The sequence below is a fragment of the Mastigocladopsis repens PCC 10914 genome (assembly GCF_000315565.1).
Taxonomy (GTDB): domain Bacteria; phylum Cyanobacteriota; class Cyanobacteriia; order Cyanobacteriales; family Nostocaceae; genus Mastigocladopsis; species Mastigocladopsis repens.
Window position 1 is genome coordinate 5,386,345 of record NZ_JH992901.1, and the last position, 16,893, is coordinate 5,403,237.

Sequence of the window (16,893 nt, forward strand, 5' to 3'; positions counted from 1 at the left end):
CGCACCTCATCGCAGCACCAGATGACCAAACAAACCACCCTCACCAGACCATTCTTTTTCTAACAATCGCACCTCCAACTCAAACAAACGGCGATAGGTAAGGGAATAACTAGTGACTGGATGTTTCCAACTCTCTTGTTTGCGGCGCTCGTACAGTTCAACAAACTTGCGCTTACCAGCTTCGCTCAACCAAACCTGCTCTCCACGAACTTCAAAATCTGCCTTGATATCCCATTGGTTGCGATTAACTGAAGCCATCACTGTCATGTCTACCAAAGGCACTCGAAATATTTCAATCAGATCCAATGCTAGTGGTGCAGCTTGTGAACGCGGCTGATGGTAAAAACCTAATGCAGGTTCCAGTCCTACTGTCAAGATGGCATTCATTACATCTTTAAGTAGTAAAGCATATCCAAAACTCAACAGCGTATTAAACCTATCTTTGGGTGGATTGCGGTTTCTCCCAGCAAAATGCATTCCTTCTGGCACTTCTTTAGAAATCAAACAAGGCAGGGCACTAAAATAAAGAGCAGCAAGGTTCCCCTCCAGTCCTAATAGGGATTCCAAAGATTTTGCTTGAGGAACTTGTTTGAGGACAACTTTCATTTGGGCGATTGCCGCCTTCAAACTCTCTGGTGTTTCAGCTTTGCCCCTAGTCCCTCGCATTAAGAACTTCCTCTGTCCCTGAGCGCGACAAACTACCAGTTTACGGGCTAACTCCAGACAGGTATCAGGGTTGCTAAGAGCAGTATACTGACGAATACGGCGTTGGATGCTACCCTGGCGGGTATCAAAACTACCGAGGTAACGTCCACCACCAGAAATAAAATGCACCCCAATTCCTTGATCAGCACAAAAGTGCAGTGCTTGGGTGGAGATTTGGGAGAAACTGTGCAACACCAGTTGTCCAACCTGACGAGCAGGAATGGTTTCTACAGGTTGATTGCGACGGGCAATTTTGATTTGTTCTCCTGTTCTGCCGACAGATGTCCCTGGTTCTAAAACATGAATCACTTGCCGTTCGTCGTCTTCAGGAAACAAGCGAATTGGTTGCCATTCCCGGTCATGGGCAAGTCTCGCTTCTTCAGGCAAGCAGACGGGAGCCAAGGAACAACGGGCGCACAATCGCTCATTATCAATCACTGGTGGTCGGTGAGTAGATTCTCTGAGAGTGCGTGCTTGCTGAATTGCTTCGCGAACCGCTGAGCGTCCTGCATCATCTAATGGTACATGAACTAAGACATTATCAGCGTGGTAGCGAATGCGACCTTCTTTGACTGTGATTCCCAAGGCTGATTCTAAGAGATAGGCATAAGCAAGGATTTGTAGCTTGTCGCTCTGCCAAGCAGATGGTTGCTTGTTCTCGTCTCGGTGAGCGCGACCGCGTTTGTGTTCGTAGGGAATTGTTTGTCCGTCACGGGTGCGGAGGGCATCAAGCCGACCGCGTAATCCTAGTTCTTCGCTTTCGAGAAAAAGTTCTTCCCACTCTTCGTCTTCTTGTTTTTCGAGTTCGGTGTGCAGTCTGCGTCCGGCAAAGACTGCGGCATCTTGGGTGTAAAGTTCTTCAACTTCTTCGAGGTAGAAGAGGCGGGGGCAGTAAGCGAGGGCGTGGAGTGCAGATACACGAATGGTTTCTGGTTTTGTAGAAAATTCAAGATATTTGAGAGTTTGCATATATGTCTGTAAGGTAATTGTGTTTTAGCGCCTTACGACATCAGAGGAAATGGAATTTTAGGGATTTAACCCAGCTTGTTGAAAGATTGCGTTAGGGGTAATTTCCAATCCTGGTAGCAAATCATCAGTAATGACTTGATCAAATCGATAAGTAATCGGCAAAGATGACGTAAATACAGTTACAGTTCTAGCTTTTGTATCAACCACCCAAACACAAGGAACACCAGCTTTGAGATAATCAGTCGCTTTTTCGGCAATTTCGCCAAAAGTTTGCCCAGGTGAGATAATTTCAATTACTAATTCCGGTGCAACAGGGCAAGCTTCATCTAATAGCCAGTCAGCAGGAAGACGGTGATATGAAATATAGGTCAGATCGGGTACAGGCATCCAATCTTGTTGATTTCGTGTTAGTTTGATTGCCCATTCAATAACAACTCGACCTTTTGCTTGTGCCCATGCAGACAATAGTATAAATAAAGCACCAGTAGTCGAGCCATGAAAAAACTTTGGTGACATTTCATCGTCTTTATATTTTGGGACAGCTTCACCATTAACAAACTCGTATGTAATATCTCCTTCCGGGAGTGCAAGAAATTCTTCTAGCGTTAGGCGTTGATTAGAAGACTGAACCATAGGTTTTATATGGTAAAAGAGGCTTACTTTTAGTTTAAGTGACAACTGCTAAGTTGCTTTAATGACCGTCCAGGCAGACTCAGGAGGATGAGATAACTCAGAAGGTTCAAGTATTATGTATCTCTGCCAATGAGTACCCTTTGAACCAACATGATCCACCCAATAGGGTAAAGTTAACAACCCGTTTTCATCTTGTACCAGCCATTGCAATGATTGACCTTGGTAGTTTTTGGGCAACAAGGTAACATCATTAACCAAATCTCGGCTTTCTCCTAAACAAAGACCGCCAAAACGATTGATGGAAGCAGGATTGGCAAATGCCATCTGTAAGCGTTCTGCTAGCGTTGGCTGTGAATTATCCTCCCCAGCATCAACCCAAGTAATAAATCTAACATCAGTCAACAGTTCCTGATAATCTGGTCTGGCATTACTAGGATCATGGATATCTTTCTTCTTAAAACGGCGAAATGTGCGGATAACAGTAGATTTTTGTGGTTGGGAAACCAGAGCGATCGCCCTTTGGGCGGCTCCCTCCGGGAGCATCGCCTCCGGCGGGCGCGGGAGCGCCATCGCCAAACGAGTTCCACAGTGCTTGTACCTGTCCATCTCACCAACCATTGAAAGTAGCATTCCATAAACTGTGGATGGTGGAGGGACTGGGTAAGTTTCAGCGTACTCTCTTGCACGAGATTGACGAAAACTAGCTATAGGAACTTCTACGAACATAGCCAATATTTTCTCAGTGGTTGTCGTCATCGAATTAACTCCAATTGAGGTAGCTGTAAATCCCTATCGATGACTTGTTTCATGCTTTGAACAGCTAATTTAATTCCTGGGAAAATATTCACCCCCAATTCTTCTAATTCTTCCGCTTCCTGAGATTCTGTAATGGCACCAGCTATCCATAACTCCTGCGGTTCAATATCCTGATTTTTGACCTTTCTTACCAATTCCCCAATTGATATTTCTTCTTCATTCTCTTCAAAGCAGTAAAGAATACGGGGAGCGAAGTCATGAGTCCATCGTAAAACTAAACTTTCGGGAGAAAAATCGTAGAGAAAGCGAGAATGATTACCTGCTACTTCGCCCAGAGAACTCAAACCATCTAGAACTGCAATTATGCGAGATTTATCTTTCAGACGTTCTGGAGTTAATGCAAATCCATATTGATAACGAGTTGCATGAACCTCAGTTCCATAAAGTGAAGTCCGTCCTTTTTTACCACTAGCAGCATTGAAGGTTAAATCACCACTAAAAGGTGTTGTAGAAACAGCACGAGTTACTTCCAAAACTCCTCGTTTAGCTGTTGTTGTACCTTTAGGTGCTTTTTTTCCTTTTTGTTTGGGTTCATCTGAAGCTTCAACTTTTGCACCCTCTGCACGCATAAAACCTAATACATCATCATCAATAAAATTGGTGTCATCAAAATTTTCATTTTGCCAAATATTATCATTGGCATCATCATCCCAACGACGATTAACTTGATAACCGTTGCCAGCAGTCTGCCAGTAGTAGCGTAATGCCCAACGAATTGCCTCAGATGAAACTGTTGTATGTACTTCTCCCTTCCAAAGAATTTTTTGTAAGGTTGTAATATTACCTTCGTTTTCTCCACGATTATTGGCAGCAGTACCATACCCAGTCAACACATTTCCAAATAAATGAAACGACATTTTTGAAATCTCCTCAAGAATTACAAGCATTTACAAAAATCTAATTTCTTCAAACTTTTAAATGCCAATATCAATTACATCATCTTCATTAGAAACACCTTTACCTTTATAACTAGCTAACGCCAGCAAAGCTAAATCTCTCGATTTTTTCCAGTTCTTCTCAGCCATCACAAACTCCATTAACTCTTCCCAATGTTCCTGTAAAGTGGGTAATTTCCCTGCTCGTGACCAAAAATCAGTAATAAATTCTCGAAATGTATCCGAATTTTTACATCTACTTAATCCGGTTCTGATTTTTACAGTGACACGTTCAAAATTAGGAATCTCACCAGGTTTAGTTTTATCAGCAACTTGACCATAAGTATAATTGATTGCCTCATGGCAAGCTTGAACAAATAGTTTTTCGCGTTCATCTGATTTAACTTTCTGAATCACTTGATATAGCCCTCCCCTTTCGTAAGCTAACTTTTTGAATAATTCGTTACTGTTTACTTTTTCGGAAATACCAGAATACCAAGGTTGATTTCTAGCTAAGTTTTCAGCAATTAATTCCTTAGCAAAGCTAGTTACCACAAAATTACTATCCTTACCTTCAATTGATTTATCTTTCAACCAATCTTTACAAACCTGATAGTTGTGACAAATCTCGTCATTGGCTTTTACCACATACATATCTGTCCGAGTTTTTTGTTGAGTTGCCCATGCAACAGTTCCCAAAGTGAAAACTTGGCAACGCGATACACCAAAGTCTCTAGTAATATCTATTGTTGTTTCTAAAGTCAAAAATTTTAGCCCTGCATCACCTAAACCTGATGCATGAAAATCTTTGTAAGTGGCATATCTTAAGTTTTGATTTTGACGATATTGGGCATACTTTTCTAAATCTGTAATTTCCGGAACTACCAATGCATACTGAGCACGTTTATCTCGCAACTTCGAGCGCAGAATGTAGTAATAACAAGCGACGGGAGCAAATAACAGAACAAATGCATCTTCTGGAAGTTCTTCAAAAGAAGTATCAGAACTGAAAGCAACATGACGTACCACTGCACCAGGATTTAACCACCCAGCAACACTAATTGGTTTTGTCAGTAATTGCCCGTTTTTATCACAAAGGTTACTGGCAAAATCTTGATAAGCATAGCTTTGTAAGGTTTTATATGTAACCTGAATCTCTTTTTCCCCCTCACCTAATGATAGAGATTCGGTTTTGGTTCCACTCGATTTATGGGTGCTGGTATGCTGTAAAAAAGTGCCAAGAATTCCCTGGTGTACAATTACCTGAGCGTCCTTACGCATAGTTTGTGAATCTAAACCGCGAAGGGCAATTAGTCCATCATTTATTTGGAATGATTCTTTTAATAGCCATTCCAAAACTGTTTTATCGCTTCTTTCCCAATTTAAGATGACTTTTCGGTTGGAAAGCTGCCAATTTAACCCCTCTGGACGAGCCACTTTTTCTATTTCTAACTGCTTTAAAGTCATCCATAACCCAGCTAAACCAGCACAATGCAATAAAGTAAAGCTAGGATTACCTAAATCAAACTCTAATTTCACTGTTCTGCCCCTACCTCTTCGCTGTAGCGAATTCTGCCTTTTAGAGTGATGGGATAGAATCCCCTACGTTCCCATTGATAGTAGTCTTTCTCAATTCGGATAGGTACTGACCAAGCTTGTGCTTCCTGTTTGAACAATTTCATCCGGGATTCATTTATGCCTCGTTTGAGTAATTCTTGTCTGCGCTGTTCGGCAATATCCCATATCGCTGTTTCATCCTCACCCAATAACACGGTAATTGTGTATCCACCTTCACGTAGAAAATCTGGGCGATTACACCAGTTATCTTCCAACCAACTTGATTTAACTTGCTCGACTTTCTCTGAGTGAAGACGGGCAGCGACTTGTGCTAAATCTCGTTGAGAAATACCTGTTTTACCAGAAAATTCTTGAATTAATTGTTTTCCTGTGGCAAGTTCTGCCAAATCATAGGGTCGTCCATCATTATTCCAAGGATAAATAATTGCCTGTTTTGCCCCTTCTTCTGGTTTCGTCATTCTGCGGTTCAGTCTTCCTAAGCGTTGAATTAAAGATGCTGCGGGAGCCATTGCAGATATCAAGAAATCAGCGCTTAAATCCAACGACATTTCACAAACTTGCGTAGTGATAGCCAAGACTGGTTCATTTTTTCCAAAGGCTTCAATTACAGCTTTATGCTTTTTAAGTCTATCTTTGTAACGGTAACGACTGTGATAAATTAACGGTTCGAGGCTTAACTGTGGTAATTGTTCAGCAAGCTTAATTTTGGCTGTGCGATAAATTTTGATACAGCTTGGTACAGAATTAGTTACCCATAACACTTTCTGCTTATTTCTGAGAGCTTCTATTACAGGTTGCCAGATTTCCTTTTCATCAAAGTCAGTTACTTCAGGGACATATTTAATGTCGTAACGCTTAAGTTCCTCTAGTTCCTTTGGTCCTTCGATGGGTTCGTCTAATTCTTCGCCTTGTTCTGCAAGTACTTGACGAATAGCTTGTAACTGTTCGGGAGTAAAACTGGCACTCATCAAGAGAATGGGCGCACCGCGAAACGCTTTGATAAATTTCAACAATGCACCAAAAAGACGTGTATCGTATGCGTGGACTTCATCAAATACAAAAGCTGATTGAGCGATCGCCGCCCAGGAGTAAAGCGGCTTGCGATTGTTTTGAATTAAGCCCAATACAGAATCAACTGTACAGACAATCAGTTTCTTCCGCCATGCCTGAAAAGCCATTAATCGAGCATCGATACCCTCAGAATCATCAGATTCCCCAGAAAATAGTAGTTCTCGATCCAAATCTGCACGAGAATGCATTAAAGCTGCTTCGATTTCTGTACCATCTGCATAGTCGATATATCCCTGTGAAGCTGTACCTGTAGTTGGATAAGAAAAAAATAGTTTACGTCCTACTGCCCATTTTTCTCCCCAAGCGTATGCACCAATCGTTTTACCTGTTCCACAACCTGCTTTGACAAGCGTTACTCGACGACGCGATTTGGCAATTAACTCTTGAAAGGGACGTAACTTTTGACCTTTTAGGCGTTGATTGACTAATTTCTGAATATCTTCTTTTGAAAGTTGCAATGATAAGACTTGTTCAATCCATTCCTTGAAGTCTTCTTCAGCTAGAGGTAACGCAGAACCAGCCAAATCTGCTGCAATTACCGTTGCTTTCACAGCAGCAATAAATTTTTGCTGCTCCCAATCTAGTTGCGATTCAAACTGAATAAATTCGTTACGTAGATTTATTAAAGCCTTTTGTAATTGTGACTTTGACCAAATTTCTGGAGGTAAGTCTGGTAAGCTTTCAGGTAATCCTAAAGCTTTATGACCCATTTTCAAAACAGCTTGAAAGTCTGAATGATGGGTATAAAACTTTAATTCATCTCCAATACCTGAAGGAATTTCAGCTATAAATTCTGCGGCTTGATTATTTTGATTTATTCCTATTTTTAAATGATGTCCCATTGCTGCCCAAACAGCAATCATCAAGTTTGCATTCTGGCATTGTTCCAACCATTCCCTAAAGGTAGGTACTTGCAACGCCAAAATACCGCTAATAATTTCATGACGCAGCATTTGTTTGTCTGAATGCTCCTTGGAAAGTGCCAAAATTCGCTTTCTATAATCTCGGAGCTTTGGATCTGGTGATTTAGGATCAAGAGTTTTCAGGTAAACCATCTCCTGAAAATGTTGATTTGCTTTACCCCAATCATGTAAGTACGCGCCTAATCTAACTGTCGTTGCAAAGTAATCTAAATCAATATGTTTTATCCCTAATTGCTGGAGAATGGGCTTACCCAAGTTACCTACCAAAACATCAGCCGCTTGCACCACCAAGCTGATATGTCCTGTATACTTTGCAGCGCCTCGTGCTATATCGTTTTTGTTCTCCTCTACTGATAACGATTTAGCCAACAACACCTTAAACATTTCTACCTCCCTTACAAGGCAAGAAATATCCACAACCAAGGTGTCTTTTGCCACCAATCCCTAACTGCTGTAACTTTAAAGAATCATCATCACTTAAGCCTGAAACTTCTGTTGTAAAACCAACAATGGTATATCGTTTGACTTTAAGCGTTTTACGACTAAAAGCACCTTTTTTATCTACCGGAATAGAAAGTTTCCCTGAAATTCCTAAATCATCAAGCTGACGCTGTGCTGCATTTAAAAAAGATTCCGGTTCGCTATATCCCTTGATAACAACAATTCTTGACCTAAGCGTCTTCGCTGGCTTGAGCGTAAATATTTCTGGAATGCCAATTTGAATCTCATGTATTCCTAATCGAATACTTTTTCCTGCCAATTTATAAATCAACGAAATTTGAGGAATCGGTACGCGAATTCGCAAGCAAGATTGTTCTGTCAGCAGAATTTTGCCTTGTTTATCAGCAAAACCAGGAATTGTCAGAATGCTGAGTGCTGGTTGCTGACGTATTTCTGGAATGATATAAACGCACGCTGCAAAGAGAGCGTAGTTATGATCCGCAGGCAAATATCTCCCTCGGACTGGAAAGCAAAGTTCAACAAATGGCTCAAGTTCACTACCTGGATTTTGAGACGCAGAAAAACCTACAGATGCAATCACTTCAGGAATCCTCCTAAATGACAAATCTTAAATAACTAAATTTTCAACACCTTACGGCATCTGAGGTAGCAAACAAGAACCGACAGCACATCATGCTTCGATCCAAAACTAGATTGTATTTCAGTGTGAAACTCTAGACCTTACTTTTAAATCATGAAACATCAGAACAAACTAAGTGATAACAAAAATTGAGCAAGATGTCAAGTTAGTTACTAATGTGTTCAACGCCTTACGGCATCAAAGGTTTGGAGCAGGCAGGGTTATGTTAATCCCAGCTGCCCTGCATCACTCAAAGGTGTTAAACCTTGAAATCGTGAAAGTGCTCAACGCCTGACGACAGCATAGGACAGAGTTAACTTTTACTATATACGCTCTGAACGCTTAAAAACTTCTTATTTGTATTGTAGAAGCGATCAGCTACGCTGCGCCGTAGGCGATGCTCCACAGGAGCCGCCCAAGGGGCGATCGCAGAGTGTAATTGCAATGCATAAGGTCGCGACAGGCTGGGGATTTGCAAAAGCAAGACATTGCTGGAGCGTCAGCAATCATGCGATCGCGTTCTGCACACGGTAGGTGATCAGCTTCGCTGCACCGAGGGCGATCGCACCTCCGGCTTTCCTCTAGAACTGAGGGACTTCCAAAAAATAAAACATCCCAGAAAATATAATTATAATCATTATGAGAGGAGAGTTAACTACTTCTACCTAGATGATATAGATAACCTTGATGAAATTGGTGGCGTAGAAATAAAATTTAGTTAAATAATTTCAGATGGGCTTCGGAAAGCATTAATGACTTTATCAAGTTCCTGAGCGATCGCTAATAACTCCATCTCACGCCACCGTTTGCCAACAACTTGCATTCCAATCGGTAGATCATTCTGAGTCTGCCCAATGGGAATCACTACTACAGGATGTCCACTCAGATTAAATGGCATGGTGTAAGCTCCGTTTGCCACTGCATGAGGGTAGGGTCTGCCATCAATCTCAATAGCACTCCAAGCGGGACGATGAGTAAAAGCAGGGGTTGCAGCAACTGGACACAGCCACGCGTCCCAAGGTTCTAATGCCTCATCCATTTGGGCAGTGAAGCGATGTCTGCGACAAGCCGCTTTGCGTCTACGCGTTCTACCGAACAGCATGAGGACTTCCGCAATGCCATCACCTGGACTCAACTACAAAGCGAAGTTGACCCTGAGCGCATAGGTCTGTGGGGCTTCTCCTATAGCGGCGGTCACGCGCTGCATTTGGCCGCATTCGATCCGAGAGTGAAAGCGATCGTGGCACAGATGCCTACGGTGAATGCGTTTCTCATCTCTCGCCGCCTGACCTCCCACTTGAAATGGAGGAACTCACAAAGATGCTTTCACTTGACCGGATAAAACGGTATCAAACCAAAGAGGTAAGTTACCTCCCGTTGGTTGCCCCGCCCGGTCAACCCTGCTTCCTTCCTACACCCGATGCGTTCAATTGGGTTGAATCGACCAAAAGCGCGAGCGAAGGAAGATGGGAGAATCGACTCACCTTTGAATCGATTGAACACTGTCTCTATTACGAACCGGCTCCTCACGTCGAGGCGATCTTTCCCACCCCGCTATGCCTGATTGTAGGCGAGAAGGACTTTCTTTCACCTGCCGACTTGACCGCTGCTGTCCATGCGCGGGCGATGGAGCCGAAGTCTCTTACAATCTTGAAGGGCGGACACTTTGACGGCTTCCAGGGAGAGGGCTTCGAGATTGCAAGTACAACTGCCTTGAGATGGTTTGAGAAATATTTGAAGCAGGGATGACAGAACTCAACCTACAAAGCAGGCGATGGCGCGGAGCGATCGCTTCCAGCGGGCGCACCTTTGCAGCAATTGACCACTCTGATTAGTACGGCTATTAAACATCAACTTTGACGGGATTATGAAGAGCATCGTAGACGATCGCCCCGCCTATTTGTCCGCATTTTTCAAAGACTTCTACAATGTTGATGTGCTTCTCGGCACTCGCATCAGCGATGATGCCATCCGGCTGAGCTGGAATGTCGCGGCAGGAGCATCCGCCAAGGGAACTCTGGACTGTGTGCCATCCTGGTTGACCGACTTCCGTGATGATCTGCCTCGCATCGACGTGCCAACGCTGATCATCCAGGGGGATGCTGATCGCATCCTCCCGCATCATTCCACCGGAGCGAGACTACCGAAGTTAATTAAAGACAGCCGCCTTGTGGTGATACCTGGCGGTCCGCATGCCATCAACTGGACTCATGCAGATCAAGTCAATCCTGTGCTGCTGGACTTTCTTAAAGAAAATTAATCAGCATTCCCAAGTCCAGTACGTTGTCATTGGTGGTATGTCACACAAAACCTGACACTGATCAACCCAGATTCAGTAAACCTCATATTGTGGAGAAATAGTCATGTTTGCAAACCAAATGAATCAGAACGGTCTTTTGTTACAACCAAGTCAGGGGACATCTTACTGGGTGTTGGGCGACCTGTATACCTTTAAGACCGTGAGCCAGGATACGAATGGAGCTTATTCGTTAATGGAGATGCTCGTTTATCCCCAGACTGGCTCACCTCCCCACATCCACAGCCGCGAAGATGAATCCTTCTTTATTCAATCGGGAGAAATTCAGTTTCAAATTGATGGACAAACCCTTGTGGCAACCCCTGGAACCTTCATCTACTCGCCCAGAGGACAGCGTCATCTGTTTGCCAACAAAAGCGACCAACCTGCCCAGATGTTGTGCTGGGTAACACCCGCTGGACTAGAGCAGTTTTTCATGGAGATTGGCACTCCGGCTGATGATCCCACTGCACCGCCACCTCCTGTTACGGATGCAGATATCCGTCATACGATCGCCCTGGCTCCCCAATACGGTCTGACTATTTTTCCTCCAGACTCCGCTATCAATTAAACTCTGCGTAAGAACAATAGCTTACTCGGCTTACAAAACACAAACTAACTGAGAACCAGCCCAAATCTATGGTATCTGTTGCGATAGAAAGGTGTTTTAGACTGCCGTAATCGAATGTAATCCAATACTTTGGAGCTGAAGATGAAACTCATTTCTGTCAACGTAGGGCTTCCGCGTGAAGTGACCTGGAAAGGAAAAATAGTGAGTACTGGAATTTTCAAAGAGCCAGTCAGCGAAAGGGTGATGGTGCGCTCGCTCAATTTAGACGGTGATAAGCAAGCTGATCTAACCGTTCATGGAGGAGCAGACAAAGCAGTCTATGTCTATCCGTTTGAGCATTACGAGTACTGGCGAAGTGAATTGCCTGACACAGAACTACCGCTAGGCATCTTTGGTGAAAATTTCACGACCACTGGGTTGAAAGAAGAGGAAGTGAACATTGGGGATTGTTTTCACATCGGCACTGTAAAACTAATGGTGACACAACCTCGCCTACCTTGCTACAAACTTGGGATTCGGTTTGGACGACCGGATATGGTTAAACGATTTCTTGCGAGTCGTCGAACCGGATTTTACTTTCGTGTTTTCCAAGAGGGCGAAGTCGGAGCCGGAGATACTTTAGAGTTGGTAAGCCGGGATGATAACAATATTAGTGTTGCTGATATCACTCAGCTTTATGTTCGTGAGCAGGACAATCCAGAGTTACTGCACCGTGCTGCTCAACTGGAAGCCTTACCCAAAAGTTGGCGCGACTATTTTCAGCAGTAGCGTGTTTTGATTTCACGTCATAATTTTATCACTTATAACCTTACTAGGAACAAAGTTATGACCGCATTTCGCACAGTCTCAATCGATGGTTTAGATATCTTTTATCGAGAAGCTGGCTCTCGCGATAATCCGACGATTCTGCTGTTGCATGGCTTCCCGACCTCATCCCATATGTTCCGCAATCTGATACCTGCGCTTGCCGATCGTTTCCATCTGGTTGCCCCTGACTATCCTGGTTTTGGTTATAGTTCCATGCCCACCGTGGATGAGTTTGATTACACCTTCGATCGCTCCCTGCCTAATCAGTGCAAGGTTTAGCCACTGGCTCGACAACAATTGAACCCAATAAGTACACATCTCCATAAAGGTATCGGCTCAATAATTTGGGGTAGGCAGTGATTCAAGCTGCCACGACCAGCCCAATGGAATGAGAGAAGATTTCTCGCGAATAACTTGGGCAAGAGAGGGGATTGCTCGAATTTGAGAAATACGGTCACGCATATACTCAAAAAAGCTGATTTCTAACTTGCGAGTAGTAGCCACAAGAGACATAAAAGTATCCCAAGCTTGAGTTCCCTCAGTTGTCTGAGTTGCATAGCTAACATTACGTCGCTGCACCATAGTCCTAGCAGCTAATTCAGCAGGATTATTATGCAGGGGTAATTCCGGATGCTCTAAAACTAGAAGCAGTTCTGAAGCTTTGGCAACAGTTAATCGTTTTCGTTCATCCAACTGTTCGTAACCACTTTTTGTATCAAAAAGTTTCCAGAATTTAGACTTTAGTTCTCGTGCGACTTCTGCACTGGGAAAATCTCTGTAAGTGAGTAATTCTCGGTAATAATCCCAGAAATCATCCAAGAATTTATCAAGGGCTTGTTGATGATAAGCAACCAGTGGACTTAACTTCTTATAATGTCGTCCCTCATCTACCCAGCATAAAGCCAAATCATCAGTGAGTAACTTGAACTGAGGAGCATCATCACATACGAGAGCTTGCACCACTGGCCAATCTCTTTGCTGATGATAAAAGGCGATTGCGGCTGCTTCTAAAACACGAGTACGTTGGACAGAGCCTAATTTGGGTAGATATGTATCAAGTAGTGTATTAAAGTCTGTGCAGCTAAATACAGTTTCTTGAGGCAAGAGTTTTAGAGAATTCTTCCATGTGTTCCTCGCTCGTTTTTTTATTTTTCTCGACTACCCCTGTTTATTGAGCCGATACAAAACCATTTACCCTTTTTTATTAATTAAACTATTGTTCAGACCTATTGGTGAAGTGAGATAATTGCAAACTCTCTTGATATTCAAAGGATGGATATCACAGCCTATTAAAAGTGCAATTTGGCGTGTGTAAGCTCTTGCAACAACATCTATTAGTATTTGTCATAAGTTTAAATCACAGTTATTTAGTTATTCAACGTTGCGCAAATAAAACGATAACCTAAATCAATCTCTGTTAAATTGCGAATATCACCATACTTTTGTGTCCATTCACCACTACTTAAATCTGCTGTTAATAACTGTACTCCTTCATCTATATTTTAAAGATTTTACCTCACAGCTACATTGTACGATTCCTTGACTGTATCTACTTCTAAAATGTAAGGTTCTACAGGACGCTTAAACAATACCATTTGCCCTAATTTATCTTTTTTTAAGTTGACATGGTAAAACCATTCATCATCATTTTTTTCAGGATAATCTAAGCGGTAATGATAAAGTCCCCAACGAGTTTCTTGACGATATAAGGATGCTCTAGCTGCCATTTCTGCACAGTCCCTAATAAAATGTACTTCTATAGAGCGCATCAATTCATGAGGGTCACGAGCGCCCATTACATCTAATGTTTGTTCATCTTGAACAAAATGTTTCAAACCAATCTCGATTTTGTTACCTGATTTTGGTGGTTGCAGATAATCATTAACTAAGCGTCTTAATTTATATTCTACTTGAGTATGAGGTACACCATTAGGACGAGTTAAAGGTGCATAAACCCTGGCTTTTTCTGTTTCCAAAAACTCTGCATCTGGTTCTAGAAAATCTAAATATTGGATATACTCAATAGCATGAGCCCCGGCTATACGACCGAAAACAAACGCCCCAATCATGTAATTATGGGGAACGCTGGCCATGTCTCCGGCTGCATATAAACCTGGGACTGTCGTTTGAGCATTTTCATTTACCCACACACCAGAGGCACTGTGACCACTACATAAGCCTATTTCGGAAATATGCATCTCTACGCCGTGACTGCGGTAATCTTCATTTCTACCTTGATGAAAGCGTTCTCTACTTGGTCGTTCATTTGCCCAAAGTATAGATTCAATTTCAGCAATTGTATCTTCATCAAGATGGGTCATTTTCAATTGGACTGGTCCTTTCCCAGAATTTAATTCTTTCCAGATTTCCAACATCATTTGACCACTCCAATAGTCACAGCTAATGAAGCGATTTCCTTCGGCGTTGGCTGTATGTGCGCCAAAAGGCCCAGCAACATAGGCACAGGCGGGGCCGTTGTAATCTTTAATTAAAGGATTAATTTGAAAGCATTCAATATTGCTGAGTTCTGCACCTGCATGATAAGCCATTGAATAGCCATCTCCGGCATTGGTAGGATTTTCATAAGTGCCATAGAGATAGCCGGAAGCAGGTAATCCTAATCTGCCACAAGCACCTGTACATAAGATAACGGCTTTAGCTTGAATAGACATCTCCGAAAACAAGCAAAGCTAGTCTGAAACTAACTTTAAGCAGGCGAACGCAGAATTGTAAAAGAACGCCAGTTTAACGTTAGAATAGTATTTTGAGACGCTTTTTGTTAAAAACAGGGGAAAATATAGGTTTATAGGTACCTAATTTTAACCCCGTTAAACAGATAAGTTTAAACTTATAAGACTAACGCTCCAATTCTTAACCTTACAAGTCCACAAATTGTGAGAATGATTTCTTCATATTTATGGGGATTCAATCGAAATCTTTCTTGGGCTATCCTGAAGATTTTCACAAAACGAATTATATGTTCAACAAATATTCTTTCAGATGATAGCTCTTTATTTAATTGTTTTTGTTCGGGCGTTAATTCTTGATTTTTTTGTTTCTTCTGTGGAGTTTTAATTGATGGTTCTCCCACATAACCTTTGTCACCGTTAAATCTTTGTCTTGGGTCAAAACATGACTGCTGTCTAAACAGATTGATATCACTTTTCGGACCTGGTTTACCTGCTACAACATCAACAATGTCTGTACCGTCAGGTAAAACGATTAACTGGTTTTTTAAAGTATGATTTTTCTTTTTACCCGAATCATACTTTTTTTTGAAGCTCGCCGGGGGAAGCTTCCCCCGGCAGACTTCGCTCCTGATACTCTCCAGGGCGTTCCCTCGGCTGCTCACAGCTATCTACTATTAATTCATACTCTGTGAGAATTTCTTTAACAATTTCGTAGTCACTAGAGTTTTTTTTACTTGTTCTAACATACTTGAAGGTAACAATTCTCGCGGGCAGTGGGAACCAATAGTTAAAAGTGTCATTTGCTGTGGTCTCACTAACTCCAAATTGGATACCTAGCAATTGAAATGTAGTCAAATGTCTGAGGTAAATTAAAGTTAATATTATTTGCTCTTCCATAGACAGCTTGACTTTCCGACCTCCACCTCCCTTAATAATTCTTATTTTTTGTTCTTCGGCTTCTGCCAACTTTTGATTATGTGTGATTGCGTTTTGAATTAGCTGCTGTAATTGGTCATATTTTAGGCCTACTAAGCGCTGTGCTTGCTCTGGATTTTTCTCGATGTACTCTAGTATGTTAGCCATTTTTGTGTGCTAAAAAGGTCATTTTATATTCTTGTATCGCGACAAAAACTATTTCGGAGATGTCTAATGACAAGCACAGAAATTCGCACAACTCAAGTTAAAGTCCCAAACGGTGATTTGCAAATTGATGCTTACCTAGCTGAACCTGCAAAAGAGGGAAAATTCCCCGCCGTGATTGTGATTCAGGAAATCTTTGGGGTAAATATTCATATTCGGGAAGTTGCTGAGAACTTAGCTAAGGAGGGGCATGTAGCGATGTCTACGACGGGCTACGCCTACGCTCCCGTACTTTATCAGCGCACTGCTACGAATTACGTAGCTTGCTTCTCGCCAGAGGCGAGTATAGCGTTTTTTATAAGCATTTATAGCCGAGGTTAAGTCGGTTAAATTGGTTAAGATAAACCATCCTTCTTCTGTTGACCATCCTTTGAGCGATTGCGCTCTGCGCAGTGCCCTTCGGGCAATCGCTTCCATTTAGCAGCTAGGTTGAAACCTTGAATCTTCTGAGTTTTTGTGACTTTGATGTTTTGTAAAATTGGCAGAAGTCGTCGAGGTCACAAAAAACCTGTGTGATGTCCAACCGAGACTTGAGATGCATCATAATCTATACGCAGCGATCGCCTAACTTGAATTGAACCCCCAACCAACTACCACAGTCAATTCACCCCGTCGAACTCACGTTATTTAATGTGAGTTCGATCAAGGTAAATTTGACCTCTCTCCAAACCTCTCACAAAAAGGCGGCGGGGAAGCCCATTCCTTCCAGCGAAGGGATGAGTTAAGCCAGGGTTAGGT

General features: G+C 42.4%; 18 protein-coding genes and 2 pseudogenes. 8 read left to right on the plus strand and 12 right to left on the minus strand.

Annotated features, from left to right (window positions below; translation table 11 throughout):
• Positions 1-6: 6 nt before the first annotated feature.
• From MAS10914_RS0125900 to cas6, 7 genes are read right to left on the minus strand one after another with little or no spacing between them, the layout of a single operon-like run.
• Positions 7-1,674 (minus strand): type I-MYXAN CRISPR-associated endonuclease Cas4/Cas1, encoded by a 1,668-nt coding sequence (locus tag MAS10914_RS0125900; protein ID WP_017318855.1) that lies wholly within the window; start codon positions 1,672-1,674, stop codon positions 7-9.
• A 57-nt stretch (positions 1,675-1,731) separates the two neighbouring features.
• Positions 1,732-2,307, minus strand: coding sequence for a Uma2 family endonuclease (locus MAS10914_RS0125905; protein ID WP_017318856.1), 576 nt, complete (start codon positions 2,305-2,307; stop codon positions 1,732-1,734).
• Between the two features lie 48 nt (positions 2,308-2,355).
• Positions 2,356-3,063, minus strand: coding sequence for a type I-MYXAN CRISPR-associated protein Cas5/Cmx5/DevS (gene cas5 / locus MAS10914_RS0125910; RefSeq protein ID WP_017318857.1), 708 nt, complete (start codon positions 3,061-3,063; stop codon positions 2,356-2,358).
• Positions 3,060-3,980, minus strand: a complete 921-nt coding sequence (cas7i, locus tag MAS10914_RS0125915) for a type I-B CRISPR-associated protein Cas7/Cst2/DevR (RefSeq protein ID WP_017318858.1) — start codon at positions 3,978-3,980, stop codon at positions 3,060-3,062. Before cas7i ends, cas5 begins: the two co-directional genes overlap by 4 nt.
• A 57-nt stretch (positions 3,981-4,037) precedes the next feature.
• Positions 4,038-5,537, minus strand: a complete 1,500-nt coding sequence (cas8a1, locus tag MAS10914_RS0125920) for a type I-MYXAN CRISPR-associated Cas8a1/Cmx1 (protein ID WP_017318859.1) — start codon at positions 5,535-5,537, stop codon at positions 4,038-4,040.
• A complete protein-coding gene (gene cas3 / locus MAS10914_RS0125925; protein ID WP_017318860.1) occupies positions 5,534-7,954 on the minus strand; it encodes a CRISPR-associated helicase Cas3' in 2,421 nt (806 codons plus the stop codon). The genes cas8a1 and cas3 overlap by 4 nt, the downstream gene beginning before the upstream one ends.
• On the minus strand, positions 7,947-8,612 hold the full coding sequence (gene cas6, locus MAS10914_RS0125930) for a type I-MYXAN CRISPR-associated protein Cas6/Cmx6 (protein WP_017318861.1): 666 nt from the start codon (positions 8,610-8,612) through the stop codon (positions 7,947-7,949). The genes cas3 and cas6 overlap by 8 nt, the downstream gene beginning before the upstream one ends.
• 527 nt (positions 8,613-9,139) lie before the next feature.
• Here cas6 and MAS10914_RS0125940 point away from each other — a divergent pair.
• Entirely contained in the window at positions 9,140-9,373 is a 234-nt protein-coding gene (locus MAS10914_RS0125940) for a hypothetical protein (protein ID WP_017318863.1), read from the plus strand.
• Here the strand turns inward: MAS10914_RS0125940 and MAS10914_RS0125945 are convergent.
• Positions 9,370-9,723 (minus strand): annotated as a pseudogene (locus MAS10914_RS0125945) (amidase family protein); the annotation flags it as partial. The gene MAS10914_RS0125940 and the pseudogene MAS10914_RS0125945 overlap by 4 nt on opposite strands.
• Between MAS10914_RS0125945 and MAS10914_RS36710 the strand changes: the two are divergent.
• From MAS10914_RS36710 to MAS10914_RS31070, 6 genes are all read left to right on the plus strand, one after another.
• Complete coding sequence (locus tag MAS10914_RS36710) at positions 9,706-9,993, plus strand: alpha/beta hydrolase (protein WP_084786410.1); 288 nt, start codon at positions 9,706-9,708, stop codon at positions 9,991-9,993. The pseudogene MAS10914_RS0125945 and the gene MAS10914_RS36710 overlap by 18 nt on opposite strands.
• Positions 9,954-10,400 carry an alpha/beta hydrolase family protein gene (locus MAS10914_RS31790; protein WP_232224233.1) on the plus strand — a complete coding sequence of 149 codons (447 nt, stop codon included), beginning with the start codon at positions 9,954-9,956 and terminating at the stop codon, positions 10,398-10,400. The genes MAS10914_RS36710 and MAS10914_RS31790 overlap by 40 nt, the downstream gene beginning before the upstream one ends.
• A gap of 118 nt (positions 10,401-10,518) precedes the next feature.
• A complete protein-coding gene (locus MAS10914_RS31795) occupies positions 10,519-10,911 on the plus strand; it encodes an alpha/beta fold hydrolase (RefSeq protein WP_017318867.1) in 393 nt (130 codons plus the stop codon).
• 103 nt (positions 10,912-11,014) lie between these two features.
• Positions 11,015-11,518 (plus strand): cupin domain-containing protein, encoded by a 504-nt coding sequence (locus MAS10914_RS0125960; protein ID WP_017318868.1) that lies wholly within the window; start codon positions 11,015-11,017, stop codon positions 11,516-11,518.
• A gap of 141 nt (positions 11,519-11,659) precedes the next feature.
• Entirely contained in the window at positions 11,660-12,286 is a 627-nt protein-coding gene (locus MAS10914_RS0125965) for an MOSC domain-containing protein (RefSeq protein WP_017318869.1), read from the plus strand.
• A gap of 57 nt (positions 12,287-12,343) precedes the next feature.
• Positions 12,344-12,604: an alpha/beta fold hydrolase gene (locus MAS10914_RS31070; RefSeq protein ID WP_017318870.1), complete on the plus strand. Its 261-nt coding sequence runs from the start codon at positions 12,344-12,346 to the stop codon at positions 12,602-12,604.
• A gap of 57 nt (positions 12,605-12,661) precedes the next feature.
• Here MAS10914_RS31070 and MAS10914_RS32315 read toward each other — a convergent pair whose 3' ends face one another.
• The 4 genes and pseudogenes from MAS10914_RS32315 to MAS10914_RS36475 all read right to left on the minus strand — a co-directional run bounded on the left by MAS10914_RS32315 (position 12,662) and on the right by MAS10914_RS36475 (position 16,098).
• A complete protein-coding gene (locus tag MAS10914_RS32315; RefSeq protein ID WP_017318871.1) occupies positions 12,662-13,429 on the minus strand; it encodes an IS66 family transposase in 768 nt (255 codons plus the stop codon).
• Between the two features lie 407 nt (positions 13,430-13,836).
• Positions 13,837-14,991: pseudogene (locus MAS10914_RS31080) on the minus strand (fumarate reductase/succinate dehydrogenase flavoprotein subunit); the annotation flags it as partial.
• 182 nt (positions 14,992-15,173) lie between these two features.
• Positions 15,174-15,677 carry a transposase family protein gene (locus tag MAS10914_RS35940; RefSeq protein WP_232224234.1) on the minus strand — a complete coding sequence of 168 codons (504 nt, stop codon included), beginning with the start codon at positions 15,675-15,677 and terminating at the stop codon, positions 15,174-15,176.
• A complete protein-coding gene (locus tag MAS10914_RS36475) occupies positions 15,589-16,098 on the minus strand; it encodes a helix-turn-helix domain-containing protein (RefSeq protein ID WP_017318874.1) in 510 nt (169 codons plus the stop codon). Before MAS10914_RS36475 ends, MAS10914_RS35940 begins: the two co-directional genes overlap by 89 nt.
• A gap of 66 nt (positions 16,099-16,164) precedes the next feature.
• On the opposite strand from MAS10914_RS36475, the gene MAS10914_RS0125995 reads away from it, so the two are divergent.
• Positions 16,165-16,476, plus strand: coding sequence for a dienelactone hydrolase family protein (locus MAS10914_RS0125995; protein WP_017318875.1), 312 nt, complete (start codon positions 16,165-16,167; stop codon positions 16,474-16,476).
• Positions 16,477-16,893 lie beyond the last annotated feature (417 nt).

What these genes read in the sequence shown, in the direction of transcription:
- MAS10914_RS0125900 (WP_017318855.1), bottom strand. Translation starts at nt 1,674, where the DNA reads ATGCAAACTCTCAAATATCTTGAATTTTCTACAAAACCAGAAACCATT.
- MAS10914_RS0125905 (WP_017318856.1), bottom strand. Translation starts at nt 2,307, where the DNA reads ATGGTTCAGTCTTCTAATCAACGCCTAACGCTAGAAGAATTTCTTGCA.
- cas5 (WP_017318857.1), bottom strand. Translation starts at nt 3,063, where the DNA reads ATGACGACAACCACTGAGAAAATATTGGCTATGTTCGTAGAAGTTCCT.
- cas7i (WP_017318858.1), bottom strand. Translation starts at nt 3,980, where the DNA reads ATGTCGTTTCATTTATTTGGAAATGTGTTGACTGGGTATGGTACTGCT.
- cas3 (WP_017318860.1), bottom strand. Translation starts at nt 7,954, where the DNA reads ATGTTTAAGGTGTTGTTGGCTAAATCGTTATCAGTAGAGGAGAACAAA.
- MAS10914_RS36710 (WP_084786410.1), top strand. Translation starts at nt 9,706, where the DNA reads ATGTCTGCGACAAGCCGCTTTGCGTCTACGCGTTCTACCGAACAGCAT.
- MAS10914_RS31790 (WP_232224233.1), top strand. Translation starts at nt 9,954, where the DNA reads ATGGAGGAACTCACAAAGATGCTTTCACTTGACCGGATAAAACGGTAT.
- MAS10914_RS31795 (WP_017318867.1), top strand. Translation starts at nt 10,519, where the DNA reads ATGAAGAGCATCGTAGACGATCGCCCCGCCTATTTGTCCGCATTTTTC.
- MAS10914_RS0125960 (WP_017318868.1), top strand. Translation starts at nt 11,015, where the DNA reads ATGTTTGCAAACCAAATGAATCAGAACGGTCTTTTGTTACAACCAAGT.
- MAS10914_RS0125965 (WP_017318869.1), top strand. Translation starts at nt 11,660, where the DNA reads ATGAAACTCATTTCTGTCAACGTAGGGCTTCCGCGTGAAGTGACCTGG.
- MAS10914_RS31070 (WP_017318870.1), top strand. Translation starts at nt 12,344, where the DNA reads ATGACCGCATTTCGCACAGTCTCAATCGATGGTTTAGATATCTTTTAT.
- MAS10914_RS36475 (WP_017318874.1), bottom strand. Translation starts at nt 16,098, where the DNA reads ATGGCTAACATACTAGAGTACATCGAGAAAAATCCAGAGCAAGCACAG.
- MAS10914_RS0125995 (WP_017318875.1), top strand. Translation starts at nt 16,165, where the DNA reads ATGACAAGCACAGAAATTCGCACAACTCAAGTTAAAGTCCCAAACGGT.